Genomic DNA, 18897 nt, shown 5'->3' on the forward strand with positions numbered 1-18897 from the left:
ACCTACATTGCTTTCGCTAGTTTGTTATTGGATTCCAAAGTGGTTAATCTGCCATCTATTGAAGTCAGCAATTTAACCAGCATTTGGTATCCGGCTTGGTCCACTTTGATACCGGCTTGCAGGGCGTCCCGCTGGCCGGTCATCGTGGTTTGGAATACTTTTATCAACCCATCAATATCGGTTTGCTGCGAGATAGCGGGCACCACTACCGGCGCGGCGCTGGACGGCGGACGGAAATCCACCCGGCCCACCGCCCCACCCGCCGCAAACCGGGCCGGAGCCGGGGCATCGGCATTGAGCGTCACCGGCTCGCCCCGGAGGGCGCGGTCCAGCGCGGCCACGCCATTCCGGCGCACCAGGTCGGCGGTGAACACATACTCGCCATCCGACAGCCACGCCGGGATGCTGTCCGAGGTGCCGGTGCCCGGACCGCGTACCCGGCCCCCACCCGCCAACCGCTTCACCTCCCAGTTATCGTCCGCCCGGTAGCCTTTGGGCTTGAGGTTGTCCACTCTCAGGTTGAAGGGCGACTCCCTGATTTCCTTGACGATGGAATCCACCTGGGAAGCCCAATAGTCCCGCCACTCTTTCCGGCCCTCCTTCGCCGCCGCCCGCAATTCCTTTTGGGCTGCGTCGATCCGTGTTTGGAATTCGAGGGCGGCGGCTTCCCGCTTGGTTTGGGTTTCGGCGGCGGACGTGTTGGCATCGTTGACGGCCTGCACCCCCCGCACCGTGCCGGGTTGGTTGGCGGCGGCGGTTTCGGCGGCGGACGTGTGGGCCGCGTTGGTGTCGGTGGCGCTGGCCGCGCTGGCCGGGGCCGCGCCCGCCGCCCGGTCCTGGGCGTATTGGGCCAGGGCGGCGGACAGCGTGGTCAAGCCGCCCGCCACGTCCTGCAAAGCGGTGGTGTTGCCGTCCAGGGATTGGATTTGCCGTTCCGCGCTGGAAAGCTGGCCTTCGGTCTGCGCGGCCAGCCCGGACAGGCCGGTCTTGACCCAGGCCAAATCCGATTGATAGGCCATGGACGAGGCGTTGTAATCCCGCGATGCGGCCAGCAAGGTATCCGCCGCCCCCTGCACTTTGCCCTGGGCATCGCTATCGCCCGCCCGCGCCTTGCCCAGCAAGGCGGTGAATTGGTCCTTGGCGTTGCGGTATTTGGCTTCCGGGGATAGGGTCGGATCGTTGACCGCCAGCCCGGCCACGTAGTCCCGCCAACTTTTGGCTTGGTCCTTCATCCGGCTATAGGCGTCCTTCACCGCGGTGAAAGAGGCGTCCGCGCTGCTTTGGACCGATGCGGTCAATTCGTCGAACGATCCGGCCAGGGTGATGACGCCCCCGAACAGCTTTTGCCCCGCTTCGGTGCTGGTATCGATCCCGGACACCAAATCGCGGAAGCCCTGGCGGGTGGTGGGCATCTTGAGGCCGAACCGGGTGAATTCCGCCGCCAGGGCGTTCCAGCCCCCCGTAACCCGCTCGCCTTCGGTTAGGAACTTGTCCCGGTAGGTCTGGAGACTCGATAGGAATTCGGACACCCCGCCCGCCGCGTTGGTCATGTCGCGGGAAATACCGGAGGTATCCAGGCCAGCGGTCAGGAAGATGGTGCGGGCGGCGGTCAGGCTCTTGTAGGCGGAAACCAGGTCTTCCGCCGACCCGGTGGCCCCGTCGATGAACTTCCCGACGCTGCTGCCCAGTTCCGCCGTGGCGATGGACTGGCGGACGATTTCCGCCGCCACGTCGCCGTTTTTGTTGGCGATGGCCTTGTAGTCGATGGCCGCGATACCCAGCCCTTCCAGTTCGCCCGTGGCCCGGTTGACGCCTTCCGCCACCCGCGTCAAGGTTTTGAAATAGCCCTCCCCCACGGCCTGGAATTGCCGCAGGCCGGGCACGAAGCGGCGGGCCATGCGGTCGGATTCGGAGGAAAACAGGGCGGATACCTGTTTCGTGATTTCGTCGCCGGACAGCCCTTGCAGCGACAAGCGCCCGAAGTCGATTTTGAAGCCCTTCAGGCGGCGCGTGAAATCGGCGGTGCCCAGGTCGAAAGCGGAGCCAGCGGCGACCAGCCCGTCGCGGATGGAGCGGATGGTTTTGGTGAATTCCCGTTCCACCCCGCTATCGAGTTCCGAGAATACGGTTTTCATCGAACTGGAAACCGTCATCCCGAACGCCTTGGTTTCGGTTTTGATGTCGGTGTAGACCTGCCCCTGGAATCCGTTTTTCAGGACGCTGGAAAGGGTTTGTTGTGGATCGGCGGTAATCCCATAATCGGTAATGGTGCGGGTCCGCTTCATTAAGAAGTTGGTCAGCATCATTCCGGGGTCCAAAAACGCGGGAAGTCCTATCCCGTTGGTGAACTGCCCCGGCTGGGTGATCGTGGCCGGGGCCACGCCCCGGACGATGCTGGCCGATACCCCGCCCATGGCCGCGTCGATGCTTTCCAAAGCACGGAGCATTCCCGCGCTGTAGTCGAGGTCGGTGCTGGAATTCTGCTTGAGGATGTCCAAGGATTGGGCGATGGAATCCGATTGGGCGGTGGAGTCGCCGAACACGGTCCCGGTGCCGGTTTTGGCGGTGGGCGACAGGGCGGCGCTCCCGGAACCGGACCCGGAACCGGACGCGCCGGTTTGGATGCCCATGCTGGCGACCATCGCGGCCACGCCCACAGCGCGGGGAATCGCGGTGTAAACGTCGCCGTCGCGCAATTGGTGGATTACCGCACCAATGCCCTCAACGATGTTGAGGGCTTGCGCCACCGCCCCGAACGCGCCCGCCGCCGCCGACATGGACTCATAGCCCGCCGTGCCTTCCTTATACATGCCCCGCAGGGTCACGGCGGTTTTCGCCAGTATATTGAAACTACTGGCGGCGGTTTCGGTATTCTTTTGGGTATTGTAAAAGTCTTCGTTTACCGGGTCTTGGGTAGAAAGTTCCTTATACTTCGCGCCGATTTGATCTATTTGTTTCGCATATTCCATGATGCTGACGGACAGATCGGCGAAGGCGTTATGCTGCTGCCCGGTAATCTCCCGCCACGTTTCGGCATAATCCTGTTGCCGCTGTAGGGTTTGGTCCCAAATCGCGTTCATCCGCAATTGTTCTTCGGAGACCTTTTGCACGGACCCGGCGATTTCCTCGTTTTTCGCCTTGAGTTCCTGGGTTTTGGCGATGCTGGCCTGGATTCCCGGCAATTCCCCCGCGCCCACCGATTCCGCCGCCGTGCGCGAGCTTTCCGCCGTGGCTTTGATAGTGCCCAGTTCCCGCTTGGACGCGCTCCGGGCCTTCGCCTCCGTCAATTGGTTGTTGAGGTCGATTTGGAATTGCAATTCCCGGTTGATACCCTGGATATACTCGGCTTCCTTCCGCTTGGCGTCGATGACCGCTTGCCCGGCGCTGGTTTCCTTCGCGGCCAAATCCAGGTCGATCCCGCGCCGGTCTTCGGCCAGGAGTTTCAAGGCGGCATCGATGCCTTCCTGTTCCGCTTTCAGCCGGTTGGTTTCCGATAGGCTGAGTTTGTACTGTTCGGCGGCGCTCAATTGTTGGGCGATGCCATCGCGGCGGGCCTGTAGGGTGGTTTCTTCGTCGCCCACCTGCTGCCGTTGGATCGCCGCCTCTTGCCGGTAGTAGCCGATTTGGGCGTCCCTGGATTGCTCCAACAGTTTGAGCTTATCGGTGTAGCGGGTGGCCCCGTCGATCTTGGCACGGTCGGCTTCGAGGGCGGCGGCGCGTTCCTGTTCGATCCGGGCGATTTCGTTGCGGCCCTGGGATTCGTCCAGCCGCGCCCGGTTTTCGCTGGCCGCTATCCCTTGATCAATACCGGCCTTGAATTGCTCCCAAGCGTTATCGATTTCCTTTTGACGGCTGGCCGATTCCTCGAAAGGCAAGCCGCCCGGATATTTGGCTAGGAACTCGTTATAATATTTACTGACTGTAGCAACATAATTCTGGGTTTCCTTGATATTGGGGACCACGCCCTTTTCCAGGGATTTATTGTTTTCCCCGGCATTATAGCCAGCGGCGGCAAGGCGCAAATCTCCATGGAATTTGGCAAGAATGTTGCGGAGATAACGCATTCCGCCGTCGATATTCTCATCGACATTGGCCGGGTCCACCCCATACCGTTTCGCGGTGGCTGGCATCGTTTGCATAACGCCTACGGCCCGCGCTCCAGTCTTGGTGGGCGAACCCAATTTAAGGCTTCCATCCGCATTGTATTGGGCAAACCCGGATTCGGTTTTAGCGATAGCCAGGGCGAAGGCTTCGGGGACTTGATATTTCTTGGCCGCTTCCGCCACCTTCAGCATGATTTGGTCGGTGGTGGGCTTGATGACCTGGGATACCGTAGAGGCGGATGGCGCGGTGCTGGGACCGAACCCTTTTTCCATCATCCGCTTGAGGTCGGCTTCATAGGCTTTGGCCTGGGCATCTTCGGATAATCCATGGTTGAAAATATCCGGCAAGAAATCGCCCTTGGGTATCTTGGCGAGCGCGTCCCCCAAATCCTTGACCAAATCCACGAACTTATTGAAGCCGCCCACTTCGATACGGGCGATGGTCATTATCGGGTCGGCTACCGCGCTGAAATTATCCGCCACCCTGGATAATTCCCCGGCCAGTTGGGCGCTGGACCCGCTGGCTTGGTCCGCCTTGCCGATGTAGGCCAGGGCCGCGTTTTCGATCTTTTGCCATGCGCCGCCGATGGTGGTGGGCATGGACGCGGCTTCCCGCCGCAAGACTTCGGATTGGGACAGGATGGCCTTGATGACCTTTTCGGCGGTCAGGTCGCCCTGTTCCGCCATCTTCCGCAACGATCCGATGGGCACCTTGAGACCATCGGCCAGCGCCTTGGCGAGCCGGGGCGAGTTCTCCATGATGCTGTTGAACTCGTCGCCCCGCAGGACGCCGGATTGCAGGGCTTGGGCGAATTGCTGGATTCCCGCCGCGCCGGACGTGGCGGTAGCGCCGCTGAGCCGCAGGGCCATCCCGATATCGTCGGTCAAGGCCAAGCCCTGTTGCTGGGTCATGCCCAGGTCGCGCATGGACCCGGCCACTTTGGTATACAGCCCCGCCGTTTCCTCCAACGAGGTCATATTGCGCTGGGCGATGCCGAACAGGGCCGATTCCGCCGTGGTGAATTCCTTCTGCGAGGTGGTGGCGAGTTTGAGGCGGGCCGAGAGATTGGCCCATCCGTCCGCCGCCCCGGCCAGTTGTTTCGCGGTCGAAACCACGGCCACGCCCGCCAGGGCGTTGCGGGCCATGCCGTACAGCCCGGCCTCCCGGTTGAGGTTCTTTTGCGCCTGGGACGCGCCCGCGAGTTCATCGCGGAGCGCCTTCACCTGGGTCCGCGCCGCCGCTTGGGCGCGGGCCAATTCCTGCCCGGACGCCCGGCCCGAGGTCGCCAGGGTTTGGTAAGCGGCCCGGACCTTGGCAATATCCGCCTCGATTTCCGCGCCGCCCCGGATGCCCAGCGTGGTGCGGGAATCGGCGATGGGTGTCGCCACGTTGCCCCGTAGCTCGGTTTTGAGCGCTTTCACCTTGTCCGCCGTCGCCTGCTCGGCGCGGGCCAGCTCGCGCAGGGACGCTTGGCCGGACGCCGCGAGATCGGCATAGGCCGCTTTCACGGCGCGGATGTCGGCGACGATTTCAGCGGAACTGCGGATACCCAATATCTCGCGGGCACCGATAGCGGCGGCACCGGCACGGCGGGGATCGGAAGCCATGCCGAACGCGCTCCATTGCTTTGCGGCCTGTTGCTGCTGTGAAGCCTGTTGCTTGGCTTGGACTTGCGCGGCGACAGCGGCCATACCGACCGCAACCCATTGTTGAACGGCGTGCTGTTGCGCGGCCTGCTGTTGGGCTTGCGCTTGGGCGGTGATGCCCGTACCGAAGCCCTGCCACGCCTTGCCGGTAGCGGCGGCGCTGCTTTGCGCCTTGAGGGCTTGGGCCGTGGCCTGCGCCTGCTTTTCCAGGCGGGCGGATTCGGCGGTGGCGGCGGCAAGGTTGGCCCGTTGCGCCGCGAGTTCGGTTCCGGCTTGATCGGCGGCGGTGGACAGCCGCTTGTATTCCGCTTCGAGCTTCGCGGTTTCGCGGGCGGCGCTGTCGTATTCCTTCTGCGCGGTTTTGACAGTGGATAGGGACCGCTTGAGGTCCGCTTCCATGATTTGGATTTGCCCGGCCAGGGCTTGGTATTCGACATGGGTGGGAGCCACGCCATGGGCCGCGAGGTCGGCCAGCGCCTTCTTGGCCAGGGCGGTTTGGATGCCCAAGGAATCGGCCCGCCCGCCCGCCGTGTCCAGGGCGCTTTGCCGGGTGGCGCTGGCCGCTTGGGCGGCGGCAAGGCGGGCCTGGGTGTCCGCCACCTGGGTTTTCAGGCGGGCTTCGGAGACGGTCAGGGCATCGACCGCCTTGGATAGCCCGGCCTGGGATTGCGCCGCCGCCGTGGCGGCGCGGGATTGGTCCTTGAGGGTTTGCGATAGGGTTTGCACCCCGGCTTCAAGCGCCTGCACTTCGGACTTGGCGGACGCTGCGCCCTCGACGGCAATCCCTATTTTTACACGCCTATCGGCCATTGGATTTTTTGCCCTTATTCAACAGAGGTAATGCCGCCTCTTGCATTATCAAGATGCCTTGGAATATCTCGCGGGCCTTGTCCTCTTTATGCCCCAGGTTCCTGATAATACATTCGCACGCGGGCTTATCGAGTCCGTGCCAGATCCATTCGGTTCCGAACGCGGGGAGTTCGCGCCGCCAATCGTGGCGGCACTCGATAAATGCCATGACGGTATCCCAGTTTTCCGGCAATACCTGGAAATCGGGGGAAGCGGCTTGCAGGGTATTCCCCAGCATCGCGGCCAGCGCCGCCGGGGGTAGGTTCATCGCCCTGGCCTGCGCGGCCAGGGCGGATAAATCGGGCGGCGCGGCCTGGGGAGTGGCCCAATACCGCGCCGCGTCGATCAGTTTCCCCGCGCCACCCCGCCGCGCAACACCGCGTCATGGAAGGCGTCCACGATGGCCCCGGCGGCGGCTGGATAGTGGTCCAAGAGGGTTTTGATATTTTCGGCGGTGAACGGCAATTCCGCCGCGTCCGGCCCGGCGATGCCTTCCCAGCCGTCCGCCACCCGCAGGACATAATCCACGTCCCGCAGCAAACCGCCCTGGATGTCCCTGCCATCCAAATCATCCTGTAGGGCCAGGTAGGACGAACGGGAAAAGCGGCGGAAGACCATCTTGAAGCCGATTTTTTCCGGCAAGCCTTCGCCATTGATATGCGGGATGTTGACCGGATATTTGAAGGAATTCCCGGTTTTCGTATCTAAGATGAATGGCATTTTTATATCCTATCGAGATTGGGTTTTACATTTCCAACAAACGCACTTCGTCGTTGCCGCTGGTCCAAATAGCTTTGAAATCCATATCCAGCATCGCGACATTATCGTCATTGCTGTATTTGGGTTTCATCAATTGCGCTTTGGGCAGGATGATATTGGTCCGGTATCCCGCTTCGGTGCCGTTCTGGAGGAAAATAATCCCGGTGGTGGATTCCTGGATCCTGTCGAACCAATCCAGCAAGGCCATCGGCGTCATTTCCAGGGACACGCTGCCTTTCGCCATGCGGTCGGAGATAACCACCGCTTCGCTGCCGACCAATTGGCGATGTTTCACCGTATTGCCCAGGCCGAAGGTGAATTTTTTCAGCTGGACGCCGGTATCGTTGCCGGACATATTGCAGCCGTGGATTCCGCCCATCGTATTGGTGCTATTGAGCGGGACCGGCGTATTGAAGGCGGAATACGAGGGGGTGGGCATGGACGCATCGGCGATGCCGCCATAAAGGCCGGTGAAGGTGAATTTGATGCGCTGCATGTTGTTGGCTTCGGCGGTCAATTCAAAATCCCCCCGCGCCCCGAACATTTTATGCAATATCCCGTCGAGATAATAATAAAATGCTATCGATCCTTGGTCCTTGCTGACCGGATCATAGGCCATGTTCTGGCAAATACTATAATCATCCTGGTTGGTGGGGTTTACATCCCATACCCCGGTTTTCGTCATAGTCCCGGCCCGCTTGGTCGTCCCGTTATAATCAAGTAATACCGCTTTTTCACCGGTTGGGCTAATGTCGATAATAACCCCACGATAGATATTATTCGTAGAGGATGCGTTCGATGCTAACGTAATGGCATCCGTGTTGCTGCCTTGCGGCGTACCCGTCACGGCGGAAGCCATCGCGGTAGCCGCCAGCCCGCACGCCTTGAAAAGCGGATCGAAGTGCGAGGCCGTGCCCGGCGTGTTGGTGCCCGGAATCCACGGGAGGGTGAATTCCAACGTCATGTAATGCGTGGTTTGCAGGGAAATATCGCTACCGAAAAAACCCTTGTAGTAGCTCAAATCCACCGTTTCCCCTTCCATGGGGCTAAGGGTCATATCCTCCGCCAGATAGGCATTCGCCGACCCGGTGGGCGTGGGGTCCACGCCGTAGGAACTTTCCGCCTTGCCAAGCAAGAGGGCGTTTTTCATGAAAATCTTATCGGCCATGGGTTTTCCCCTGTGGTGATGGGTTGGGATCAAGCCGCCGCGTGGGCGGGTTGGATGAGTCTGCGGATGCCCGTCGCCGGGTCGAGTTCATAACTGCCGCCCCGGCCTGGGCTGGCGTCGGTATTCCAGGCCGGGTCGGCTTCCACGGTTTCCGTCGCCGCCGGTTCCTCGACTATCGGCGCGGGCACCGGAGTGGCCGGGGGTTCTTCGGTTCGATTTTCCCGTTCAAAATCGTCCATATCGTCTGTGTCGTCCATCTTCATACCTCTTGATATAGGGTTTGCATCGAATATTGCACCACGTACCAGAATTGACTGGCGTCATATCCAAAAGGATAACCTTCGGTAAATTCCATTTGCCCATTGCTCCTGGCTTGTAGCTTGGGGTCGGTCGTACCAAATACCTTTCCCAATAAGGCTTTGCGGATTTCCCATAACGCTTCATCCAGGTCATCCACGGCGGCCAAACCGCTATTGGTGTTATCCGCCAGATTGGAAACCCCGACGACAATATCAAAGGTCAAGGTAGTTATTTGCGATACCGCATTATTCATGCGGTTCTCGCCGGGAATTTGGCGGGGGAAAATCACATAGGCGGCGGGTAAGGGTTCCTCGTTTTTGCCCTGGCCGGTCAATGCCGCCGCGTGGTCCGCCCGCTTGCCCACGGTGGCGAAATGGCCGCGACCTTGGATGGCCGTTACCAGATCGTCCAGCACGCTAGCCATTGGATACCCCTAGCAAGCGGCCCAGCTCGTGGCTGAGTTCGCGTTCCAGGCGGTCTTCCGCATAGTCGGATAGGGGCTGTTCTAGGTTGGCTATACCGAGTTGATCCGCCGTCAATGTTTTTTCGATAAACGAGGATCGCGCCGGGCTTTGGCGCTGGAAAATCCCCAGCTTCCCGTTGGGCATCCGCGCCACGAACGCGCCGGGGAAATTGAATTTGCCGCCGCCCGCCGTCGCCCCGGCCATTTTGCGTTGCTGGCGGGGGTTCATGCCCTTGGGGCGGATGGGTTCGATCCAGGCGGCGGGAAAGGGCAGCACGCCTACCCATATCGCACCGTTAAGGCTGTCGCGGGCCGCTTTGCGGATAACCAAGCGGCGCTTGATCCGGCTGGGTTTGATGTGGGTTTGCGCGGCGATGGTGCGGCGGGCCAGGGTTAGCGTGCCGTCAATCGTGCGGTTGATGGCGCGGGCGGCGGCGGTATCGAATTTCGATGCGGTCATGCCGATGAAATCCCCAAAGCGCTCCAAGCCTTCCGCTTTTATCGAGATTTTCATGGGGCTTTCCTCAGATAGATAATGATTTCATCGGTGGGCTTGTCCCATTGGAAATCGGCCACCGCGAAGTTAAGCCCGGCGATAACCAAAATATTGCCGATGGCTAGGCCGGGGAAATCTTCGCCATAACCACTCACCATAGGTTGGGGCGGACTCGCCCGGCCATCCAAATCCGAACCAAAACCGGCGTGATAAAACCCTTGGGTCTGGGTTTCGGTATCGCCCTGCACCAGGATTAAGTCATCCATGATCGAGCGACAGGCGGTTTTGGTTTGCTCAATGGTCAAGTGCATGACCCAGCCCTATCGGGGATGCCAGGGATTTTAATAACCATAACTTCCAAAGTTTCACCGGCTATTATGGTTATATTCACTCTGGAATAATCGCCGATTATTAACATCGTTTTGCCTATCCGCTAGGGTTTGGATTGCAATGGTATTATCCTTGAGCAGGTTATTGGTTTCCGCTTGCCTTTGATCCATCCGGTTGAACATATTATCTATGGTTTCCCGCCATTCTTTGCGCTCATCGTGGTGCAGGAATAACAGCACGGCAACCAATAGGGCGGGAAACCCAAATCTCGCAAAACTTTTTGGGTCCATATCGTCATCCATGGTTAGGCAATGGCGCTATCGACCAATACCCAGGCCGTGCCGGAATTGGCGAACTCGGCATAGTCGTTGTTCGCGTCCAGACTGGCAAAGGTGCTGCCGCCGTTGATTTGCTCGGAGCCGTTGGGGTCCAAGGTGATGGCGGCGGCGGTGGCATCGGTTTTCCGTACCCGCAGCCGCGCCCCGATGGGAATGGTGGCGACGGCGGGCAGGTTGACGGTTTTGGCCGCCGTGTTGGGGACCAAGAGCGTGAGGGAGCCGCCCGCGAAGTCGCCGACATTCAGGGTTTCCGCGCCGGTCGCGGCCAGGGTCAAGAGGCGCGGTCCTTCGCAACAGAAATCGTCGAGGCGCACGTCCAGCGTGGTCGCGTCGGTCGCCGCCGCCCGGAAGGCGAAGCCGATGAAATAGGCGTTTTTCGCGGGCGTGGCGCGGCATTGCGTGCCGTCCCACCACACCTTGCCCCCTTGGGTGAAGGCGTCGCTGTTCTTGGCGAGCCGGAACACGCCTTCCAGCTGGACGGAGCCGGTGTCGGCATTGGCAATGTCGGTCCCGGCGATGCCCATGCCGTATAGGCCAAGACGGACCACGGCGTCACTGGATACCGCCGCGCCGGTCGAATTGTCCCAATCGGCCACAGCGCCTTGTTGAATGTAAAGAGTGCCCATGATGGTTTCCTGATAATGGTTTTATGGATTAGGGGCCGGGGTTTTTATAAGCGCCCTGGGCGCTGATAAAGGCCACACCGTGGTGGTATTCGACCCGGTATTTCACGCCGCCGGTATCGAAATCCTCTTCCATCACCACCGTGGGTTCGGTCATGCCATCCAGGAAAACCACCTCGATGGCCGGGGCTACCAGCGGGTCGGCGAACATATACCAGGGGCCAGCCGTGAGCAGGCCGGTATCCACGATGTCCCGGAATGTGCCCATGGCGATATTGGGTTTGTTGCCCGCCGCTACATCGGGGTCTTTCTCGGCCCGGTTGACGGCGCGGGCGGTGCCGGAATTGGCGGCGGAACCCACCCAAAACGCCGGGCGGATGGTGATTTTGGCGTCGGGGCCATTGCTGAGGGTTTGGGTTGCCATCGCCACGCGCCCGGCCTCGAATGAGGCCATGGACGGCGCGGAACCGGATGCGGCTAGGTTGCCATGGTCGGCGTGGAATACCGCCTTGCCGTCACTCAGGGTGGGATTGGATTCCAACAGGGTATAGACCTTGTTTTCCACCGTGCGCTTGGCGGCGCGGCCCAAGAGGTTGGTGATGTCGCTGATATAACCGGTATCATCGTTGATGATGGTTTCCGGGGTTAATTGGATGATATTCCCCTTGCGCTTGGCTTGGACGCTTTCGGCGGTGGCATCCGGGATGGATTTGTAACGGTATTCGCCGCTTTCAAGCACATCGTCGAGGTTGCCGATGAGGCCGGGAATCAGGCGTTTCCATTGGCGGAAATCGGATACCGTGCCTTTCTTGCAGAATATTTCCCAGGTAGTGATTTCCTGGCCGAACCCGGTCAATACCATTTTGTGCATGGTATTTTCGAGGAGTACCGACAGATCGGAGGTACTCACGCCCTGCCCCCGGACCCCGCGCAGGGCGGCGCGGGCCAGGGTCATCGGGTCCATGTGGCCGGTCTTGGTGCCCTTCCGTTCGAGGGAGGCGCGGGCCAGTTCGATCAGGCGATAACCGCGGAGTTCGTTTTGCGGGTCGGGTTTGTCCGCGCCACAGCGGGCCATCACGGCTTGTCCTACCGCCTTCGCGAATTTTTGGTCGTCGGTTTCGCCGGTTTCGATGCGGGGGGTGTAGCCGGGGGGATTGGCCGGGGCCGCGCCCTTGCCCAGCGCGTCCAAGAGCTTGGCGGACGCGGTGGGCACGTCCACCGTGTGATCGTCCATGCAGGCATCCATGAGCGCCGGGACGCCTTCGTGTCCGGTGAAACGGGCGAACACGTCGCGGATGCCCTGGCGGCGGGCTTTGTCCTTGGCCAGGGCTTGCGCTTCGATGGCCTTGGGATCGAGGGCCGGGCCGGGCGGGGGATTGGTTTGGGGATTTTCTTGGGCCATAGGATTACCTTGGGTTGGGTGGGCGCGGCCTTTGGGCCGCTGGAATCGGGCATTGAATCCGCTCGCCAGGGCGGCGGCTACCGGGAGGGGATCGGTGATTTCGTCGCAAAACCCCATGGTTTTGCATTTGTCGGCGGTGTAGTAATGGTCCGTACCATCGGTCAGTATCCCCATAATGGTTTCTTTGGGCTGGCCGGATTTGGCTTGGTAACAGGTCGCCATGGCTTCCGCCCATATATCCAAATTGTCGGCTTGGTTCCGCAATTCGGTGGCATTCCCCGACACATAAGCCCATGGGGCATGGATCATCATGATGGCGTTTTGCGCCACCGAAACGGTTTCCCCGGCCATGGCGATGAGGGACGCCACCGACATGGCGACGCCTTCAACCGCCGTATCGCAGCCGCCCGGATGGCGTTTGAAGGCGTTGTAGATCGCCAAGCCATCGACCACCGACCCGCCCACGCTGTTGATCCGGCATTTAATACGCCGGTCTTTGAATTGCTCGGTTTGGGCCACCAAATCCTTGGCGGTGATACTATTTTCCGGGTTCCACCAATCTTCGCCGATGTCGCCATAGATCATGATTTCTATGGTATTGGGGTCGGCGGCGGCTTTGACTTTCCACCATTCGCCGCTCGCCAATACTTCCAGGGGTTTAGTCATTGTTATTTACCGGGGTATTGTCGTGGGGAATCGGGGCGGCATTATTGGCCGGGTCGGCGGCATTGACCATTGCCATCTGTTTCCAGCGTTGCCGCCACGTGTGTTCCTGGCGCAGCACGTCATCCGGGCTTTCGCCACGGCGGCGGATAATCTCGGGGCCGCTGGCATGGCCGTTGCGCTCCAATCGTTCCCACGCCTGGGATTCCTTGCCCGGATCGATCCACGGCATTTGGGGACCGATGTAGAGGGCATCGTCCAAGGTGTCGAGGTCGATGGTCGATGGGAGTCGAAGCAAGCCCGCCGCCAGAGCCGCCGCCACGAAGGTTTCGTAGACCGGGGCCACGAATTGGGCGGTGAATTCCTCTTGCAGTACCAGATAGTTATTCCAGGTTTCGACCAATTCTTGCCGTTGGCTGGAATAACTCCCAAGGTAAGCCTTGGATAGGCTAGAAAAAGAGGTATTAACGCCGGAAGCGACAGCACGTAATTGACCATTCCTATGCTCCGCAAGATTGGTGTTTGGGCGGGAGGTATCGATAGTGCCGATTTCTTCGCCGGGCAAAAGATCGTCGAAGATCATGCCGGGGCGGAATTTGAGCGCCCGATGCGGGGAATCTTCGCCTTTGTGGCTGGCGTATTCTTCGGGACGGCCTTTCTTGATATACGCCGCCATACTCGCGGCGACTTTAGCCGCGATACGTTCGGATTCTTCGTAGTCTTTGAGGTCGTCCAGGCGGGTCAGGACGCTGGCGAATATGGATACCCCACGACATTGGCGGATGCGGTCGAATAGCCCCACCAAGTGCATACGATCCGCCGATACCCGCCGAATCCCGGTGGAGCCGGGCGCGATACTCCATAGGTTGACGGCCAGCCAATCCCCCGGATGTTGCTTATAGAGGTGGTAGGCTACCCGTTCGCCCCAGGCGTTGCGTTCCACGCCCATGGTGATCCAGGGGTCGCCGGAGGCATTGAGTTCAAAGGGCAATAGGTCGGATTCTATTAACTCTATCGAGTATGGGACTTTGGAACGGTGGTTTAATCCCTGGATATTCCCGATCAAATCTTGATAGAGGAATTCGCCATCGCGGACCCAGGAACGGGCCGCTAGGCGCTGGGCACCGGCCCACCGGAAGGTACCCGTCACTTCCGGCTTCTTTCGCTCCCAATCGCGGTGGAGTTTGCGGAGTTGGTCCGCGACTTCCAGGTTGATGGTGCCGTCTTTGTTGCAGGGTTGCGGCTCGATGCCGATGCCGTGCCCGCCCGCGATGTTGGCGACCAGGACGGCCAGAGCACCACGGGCCAGGTCGTGGTTTTGTTCGAGGTGGCGGGCCTGTTCACGGAGGGACCGGCCCGCCCGCAGGGTCGCGCCGTCGCCGCTGGCGGCTTCGCGCCGACCCTTGCGGAGTGTGCTGGGCTTGGCGGCTTCGTAGGCGGCATGGACGCGCCGGTAATGTTCGCGGCTCGCGGCCCACTTGGGCGAGAGGGCGAGTGCGGCGCTGTCGATCCACGCGCCGACATGATCCAACAGGCCGGGGCGCTGGTCCGGGGCGGGTTGGTCAGTCATCGCGGAAACTCGCTTGGCTGTAGCGCGGCCCACCACAGCCACGGGCGGCGCGGGCTTCGGAGGCGACTTGGCGCTCTAGCTGGACGATTTCGGCGCGGATTTCGGCGAGGTCGGCACGGGTCACTTGCGTGGTGCCGCCGTGTAGGCCGGGCACTTGCACGGATTGTCCGCCCGAGAGGATGGCCCTTTCGGCGGCTAGGTAGGCTTGTAGGCGGTCGGTTGCGGTACTCATGGGGCGATAGGATGCGGTACCGGCTTGTCCAGTTTCTAGCCAAGAAACCGGACTATTTTTTAGCGGCTCTAAAATCGCTGGAAGCCACGGCTGGCGCGGGCTGCGGGGGTTTGGGCGGGGTTCGGGCGGGCGGCTTGGGCAGTCCGGTCGCCGGACTTTTTGGGCGGGACGGGCGGCTTGGTTCCACGTGGAACTATTTTTTTTGAAAAAAAAGAAACGCTTGCCGACATTTCTAATTGTGAGAAATCCTCACTTTTAAAAACCAAGCGGGGCGAATTGCGCCACTTTCACGTGTGAAAATAAAAAGCCCGTCGCCGGGGGGCCGGGGACGGGCTTTCGAGTGGCGGGCAATTAGCCTTGGGGCATCAGCCGCGCCATGCATTGGGCCACGATCTCGGGAATCAGGCCGATGGGGACGCGCTTGCCCACCAGGGCTTCGATATCGCCCCGGCTGGCCGGATCGACCACGGCGGCGGTCAGGGGCAGGGGCCGCAGCTCGAAGGGTTGGCGGAACGTCACCAGGAATTGGCGTCTGTTCAAGGCGCGACCGTACAGGCCATTGGCGATCATGAGCAGCGCTTCCCCGCTGGGCGGCGGGGCCGGTGTCCCGGCCCGGCCCGCGTCCCAGCACGCCTGCATGTATTGGTTGAGGGCTTCGCCCGCCGCGATGCGGAAATCGAGGTCGGTGAAAAGGCGGTCGTCGGGGGCGGGCAGCGCGCGCATGTCCGTGGGCTGGGGCGCGGGCAAGGCGGGCCGTTCGCCCTTGCGGGAACGCACGTAGCACCAGGCGCGGGCTTGCGGGTAGCCGACGCGGCGGCGGAACCAGTTGCGGAAGTGCTTCTTCATGATCTTGCCCAGGATGGAGGCCCGGTCCTGTTGCCAGGGTTCGCCGGGCCAGAGGGCTTCCAGCAGGTCGGCGTTCGTCACTTGGTCCTTGTCGGCCAGGAACTTGGCGAGTTCTTCCGCGATGTCTTCGGGGTGGAGCGTGCCGGGCATGGGAGGAACCTGGGGCGCGGGCGGCGGCGGGAGGGCTGCCGCCGCCGCTTGTTCTTCCAGCGCTTGCCAGCGGTCCACCAGCGCCCCGGTGAATTCGGGGGAGAGTTGGGCGACGATGACATAGCTGTCGCGCTTGCCAACGTGGTAGACCCCTTCGGTAAATGGGTGTCTCTTCGCACCGACAATTGGTGTATCCACCAATGGTGGACGGACGATAACGCCCTTGTCGGCTAGGCGCTCAATAGCACGCTTCACGCTGTCATGGCGGGATTTAACCAGTTCCGCTATTTCGCGGCTGGACATGGAAGTTACGGACGGATTGAGGATAGGGATAGGCGTGTTAGCCATGATGACGGACTCCTGTGTGTGAAGTTGAATCCGTCGCGTCTCTTTTGCCGAGAGGAAGGCGACGGACGATGCGTGGGAGGCAAAAACCGGCACACAGGAACCGGCCACGCTTGCGCGTGCCCACGCACCGCCGCCATCACTCGATAAGCGTGCCACGGGCATAAAAAGACCCATGTACGCATGAATTTGGGGCTATGCGCCTGTGTATTTCGCGGGTTTTGCCGTCCCGGCCCCGGATGCGTCCGGGGAGCGCGGGAACTGTTTCATAAATAGGGAGCAAAGTCAAGAGAACTAGTTCCATTGATTTTGCGAAACATTGGCGCACAATCATAACGCAACAGGGATGGTACGATGTGAAATCCCGGCCCGCGTAGAACGAAATAGGCGGTACCCCGCCGTATTTCGCCGCGTGGCCGGTGTGTCACATTCGGCGGAATATGTCCGCTCTACGAACCTACTTAGCAATTTAAAATTAACTCATGGAGACAAAAATGGATCAAAAGATTAGTTTGCCTGTACTTATAGACATAACCATTGATAATCAGAAAGGCCCTAAAGTAGTAGGAGGACCCGCCTCTTTCGATACAGTCCGAAGTGCCATAAATAAGGTGATAGAAAAAATTGATGTAGACAAAGTTACCTTACATCAATGCTTAGATGCTGCCAGCGTATTGGCAAGCCAGATAAAAAGCAAAATCTCAGAAAATCACGATATCACTCCTGATGAGCTTTCAATGAAATTTGCAATTTCTTCAACTGGTAAGGTCGGCTTCCTTGGAACTGGCATGGACATTAAAGGAGCCGTTACATTTGAGATTAAATTTAAAGTGAAAAATTAACGCGGAGGAGCCCATGACCTGGCATAACTCTCGACTTATCGTAGGTTTTAATAGTCATTTTAATATTCATGACCTTCATGGTTATAATTCACCAATACAAAAAGCGTCAACGCAGTTTGATGGCATGGAGGGTTTTCTTAAAGTTATTAAGAACTTTAGAACTATGAATGCCGTAGTCGTAGAGGTGGTGCCAGAAAAATTACATAAGTTTGCTGACGACGTCACTAAGCTCGACTCAGTGGAATACTGTGATTATGATTATCTTACAAAGATAAATTCATTTGATGCCCATATTCGTTTGGATCAGCGCCAATTTCTTACTGGTGCCACAGATGTCTTCTCGCTTCATAACCTGGATTATGATCCACACGCAGGAATTGGTATAAAAATTGCTTTAATTGATACTGGGATTGATCCGCACCCCTACCTACCTTCCATCTCATTCTCAGAAGCTTTAGGTAACTCATTAGGTTGGCACGAGACGGTACGTGTAAATAGTACCGCCGATTTTTTAGCACAAGTCGCTGCAATTGAACAGCACTTCAATCAACATAAGAAACTCTGTGATGCAGTAAGCGTCCTTATTAAGCAAGAGAAGGAAGACAGATGGAATCTTTGGGAAGATGAAATATTAAAATGGCTTAGTGGGCAGAAACGGACATCAAGGCCCGAGTTACCAATACATACCGCCATCTATGGTGCAATGAGAGTCATCAGCCCTGAAAGCAAAAATATACTTGATGATTCGTTGAACTTAACAGACACGGTTGGACATGGATCAATGATGGCAGGGTTATTAACTGCAAGACCGCCAGCGGAGTATATAATTTCTGATTTCAGGAAGCTATCGTTTATTGGTGGGTTAGAAGACTCGGATGCCAATGCTTGCGACCGATATTTTCAGAGCTTATTAGATTTAGAAATTGACGTAAGAGGGATCGCCCCTTTAGCTGAGCTTGTTGTGCTCAAATGTTATAACAAACCACGATCAGGAGAAATAGATCAATCTAATGATTTAGTCGCAGTTATTGAAGCATTGGAATATTGTGAGCAAATAGAACTGGACTTAATACTATGTTCGATATGCTTTTCTAAAGTGGAAGACCATCGCAAGGTTGTTTCACTATCCAATATAGTTAATCAGCTAACAAACCAAGGAAAACTAATTATATGTCCAGCAGGAAATGGTAAAAATGGAGGGGCTTGTGGCTTAGATTTACCGGCATCTTTGGACGATGTTATATGTATTTCAAGCGTCAATTTCGACAAGGTTAATCGCAACATCATGTCGCTATCTAGCTTTTCGAATTATGCGGATATGGATGCTAATGAAAGCGTAGGGTTCTGTGCATTTGGAGGAGATGAGGATAATACGGTTATATCCTTATCTAATAGTTTTGGCTTTTCCACAGCTTGTGGAACTTCGGTATCATCAGCCATTGCCACAGCAATTTTAGCAAGAAAAATGTCATCTTATTATTTAGAGGCTGTTAAAAACAACTATAATATTTATGTTCCTTTTAAAGGGCCTGTAAATCACAAACATGTTCCACATCTCGTTTATCCGCAATATTCAGACAATCAATATCATAGCAAAAAGGTTGGACATGTTCTAAAGTCTGCGCAGAATTCTGCCAATAAAAGGTTTTTTAATTGTTATATGGTGCCAGATCAAAAATATGGATATGGCCTAATAAATCCTTAATTTATTGATAGGGCCGTAGGTACGATTAGCGAAGCGTAATCGCACGGTTTTATACCCTCCGATTAC

At 58.3% G+C, this 18897-nt stretch carries 16 protein-coding genes; 2 read left to right on the plus strand and 14 right to left on the minus strand.

Annotated elements, in window-relative coordinates; genetic code table 11:
* Nucleotides 1-2: 2 nt before the first annotated feature.
* From K5658_RS23980 to K5658_RS13570, 14 genes are all read right to left on the minus strand, one after another.
* Complete coding sequence (locus K5658_RS23980; RefSeq protein ID WP_221063650.1) at nucleotides 3-6560, minus strand: tape measure protein; 6558 nt, start codon at nucleotides 6558-6560, stop codon at nucleotides 3-5.
* Nucleotides 6550-6867, minus strand: coding sequence for a DUF1799 domain-containing protein (locus K5658_RS13510; protein ID WP_221063651.1), 318 nt, complete (start codon nucleotides 6865-6867; stop codon nucleotides 6550-6552). The genes K5658_RS23980 and K5658_RS13510 overlap by 11 nt, the downstream gene beginning before the upstream one ends.
* Nucleotides 6868-6944: 77 nt before the next feature.
* The gene (locus tag K5658_RS13515) at nucleotides 6945-7319 is read right to left on the minus strand and encodes a phage tail assembly chaperone (RefSeq protein WP_221063652.1); all 375 of its coding nucleotides are present in this window, start codon (nucleotides 7317-7319) and stop codon (nucleotides 6945-6947) included.
* A 25-nt stretch (nucleotides 7320-7344) separates the two neighbouring features.
* A complete protein-coding gene (locus tag K5658_RS13520; protein WP_221063653.1) occupies nucleotides 7345-8379 on the minus strand; it encodes a phage tail tube protein in 1035 nt (344 codons plus the stop codon).
* Nucleotides 8380-8555: 176 nt separating this feature from the next.
* Complete coding sequence (locus tag K5658_RS13525; protein WP_221063654.1) at nucleotides 8556-8783, minus strand: hypothetical protein; 228 nt, start codon at nucleotides 8781-8783, stop codon at nucleotides 8556-8558.
* 2 nt (nucleotides 8784-8785) lie between these two features.
* On the minus strand, nucleotides 8786-9250 hold the full coding sequence (locus tag K5658_RS13530) for a phage tail terminator protein (RefSeq protein WP_221063655.1): 465 nt from the start codon (nucleotides 9248-9250) through the stop codon (nucleotides 8786-8788).
* A complete protein-coding gene (locus K5658_RS13535; protein WP_221063656.1) occupies nucleotides 9243-9803 on the minus strand; it encodes a phage tail protein in 561 nt (186 codons plus the stop codon). Before K5658_RS13535 ends, K5658_RS13530 begins: the two co-directional genes overlap by 8 nt.
* Nucleotides 9800-10096: a hypothetical protein gene (locus tag K5658_RS13540; protein ID WP_221063657.1), complete on the minus strand. Its 297-nt coding sequence runs from the start codon at nucleotides 10094-10096 to the stop codon at nucleotides 9800-9802. The genes K5658_RS13535 and K5658_RS13540 overlap by 4 nt, the downstream gene beginning before the upstream one ends.
* Nucleotides 10097-10150: 54 nt before the next feature.
* Nucleotides 10151-10405, minus strand: a complete 255-nt coding sequence (locus K5658_RS13545; protein WP_221063658.1) for a hypothetical protein — start codon at nucleotides 10403-10405, stop codon at nucleotides 10151-10153.
* Between the two features lie 14 nt (nucleotides 10406-10419).
* Nucleotides 10420-11079, minus strand: a complete 660-nt coding sequence (locus K5658_RS13550; protein ID WP_221063659.1) for a DUF2190 family protein — start codon at nucleotides 11077-11079, stop codon at nucleotides 10420-10422.
* A 28-nt stretch (nucleotides 11080-11107) separates the two neighbouring features.
* Nucleotides 11108-13144, minus strand: a complete 2037-nt coding sequence (locus K5658_RS13555; protein ID WP_221063660.1) for a ClpP-like prohead protease/major capsid protein fusion protein — start codon at nucleotides 13142-13144, stop codon at nucleotides 11108-11110.
* The gene (locus tag K5658_RS13560) at nucleotides 13137-14711 is read right to left on the minus strand and encodes a phage portal protein (protein ID WP_221063661.1); all 1575 of its coding nucleotides are present in this window, start codon (nucleotides 14709-14711) and stop codon (nucleotides 13137-13139) included. The genes K5658_RS13555 and K5658_RS13560 overlap by 8 nt, the downstream gene beginning before the upstream one ends.
* A complete protein-coding gene (locus K5658_RS13565; RefSeq protein ID WP_221063662.1) occupies nucleotides 14704-14943 on the minus strand; it encodes a hypothetical protein in 240 nt (79 codons plus the stop codon). The genes K5658_RS13560 and K5658_RS13565 overlap by 8 nt, the downstream gene beginning before the upstream one ends.
* Nucleotides 14944-15294: 351 nt before the next feature.
* Entirely contained in the window at nucleotides 15295-16137 is an 843-nt protein-coding gene (locus K5658_RS13570; RefSeq protein ID WP_343223250.1) for a hypothetical protein, read from the minus strand.
* A gap of 641 nt (nucleotides 16138-16778) precedes the next feature.
* Here K5658_RS13570 and K5658_RS13575 point away from each other — a divergent pair.
* Both K5658_RS13575 and K5658_RS13580 read left to right on the plus strand, forming a co-directional pair.
* Nucleotides 16779-17126 carry a Pepco domain-containing protein gene (locus K5658_RS13575; protein WP_221063664.1) on the plus strand — a complete coding sequence of 116 codons (348 nt, stop codon included), beginning with the start codon at nucleotides 16779-16781 and terminating at the stop codon, nucleotides 17124-17126.
* A 13-nt stretch (nucleotides 17127-17139) separates the two neighbouring features.
* Nucleotides 17140-18831: a S8/S53 family peptidase gene (locus K5658_RS13580; protein ID WP_221063665.1), complete on the plus strand. Its 1692-nt coding sequence runs from the start codon at nucleotides 17140-17142 to the stop codon at nucleotides 18829-18831.
* Nucleotides 18832-18897 lie beyond the last annotated feature (66 nt).

This window comes from Methylomagnum ishizawai, assembly GCF_019670005.1.
Lineage (GTDB): Bacteria > Pseudomonadota > Gammaproteobacteria > Methylococcales > Methylococcaceae > Methylomagnum > Methylomagnum ishizawai.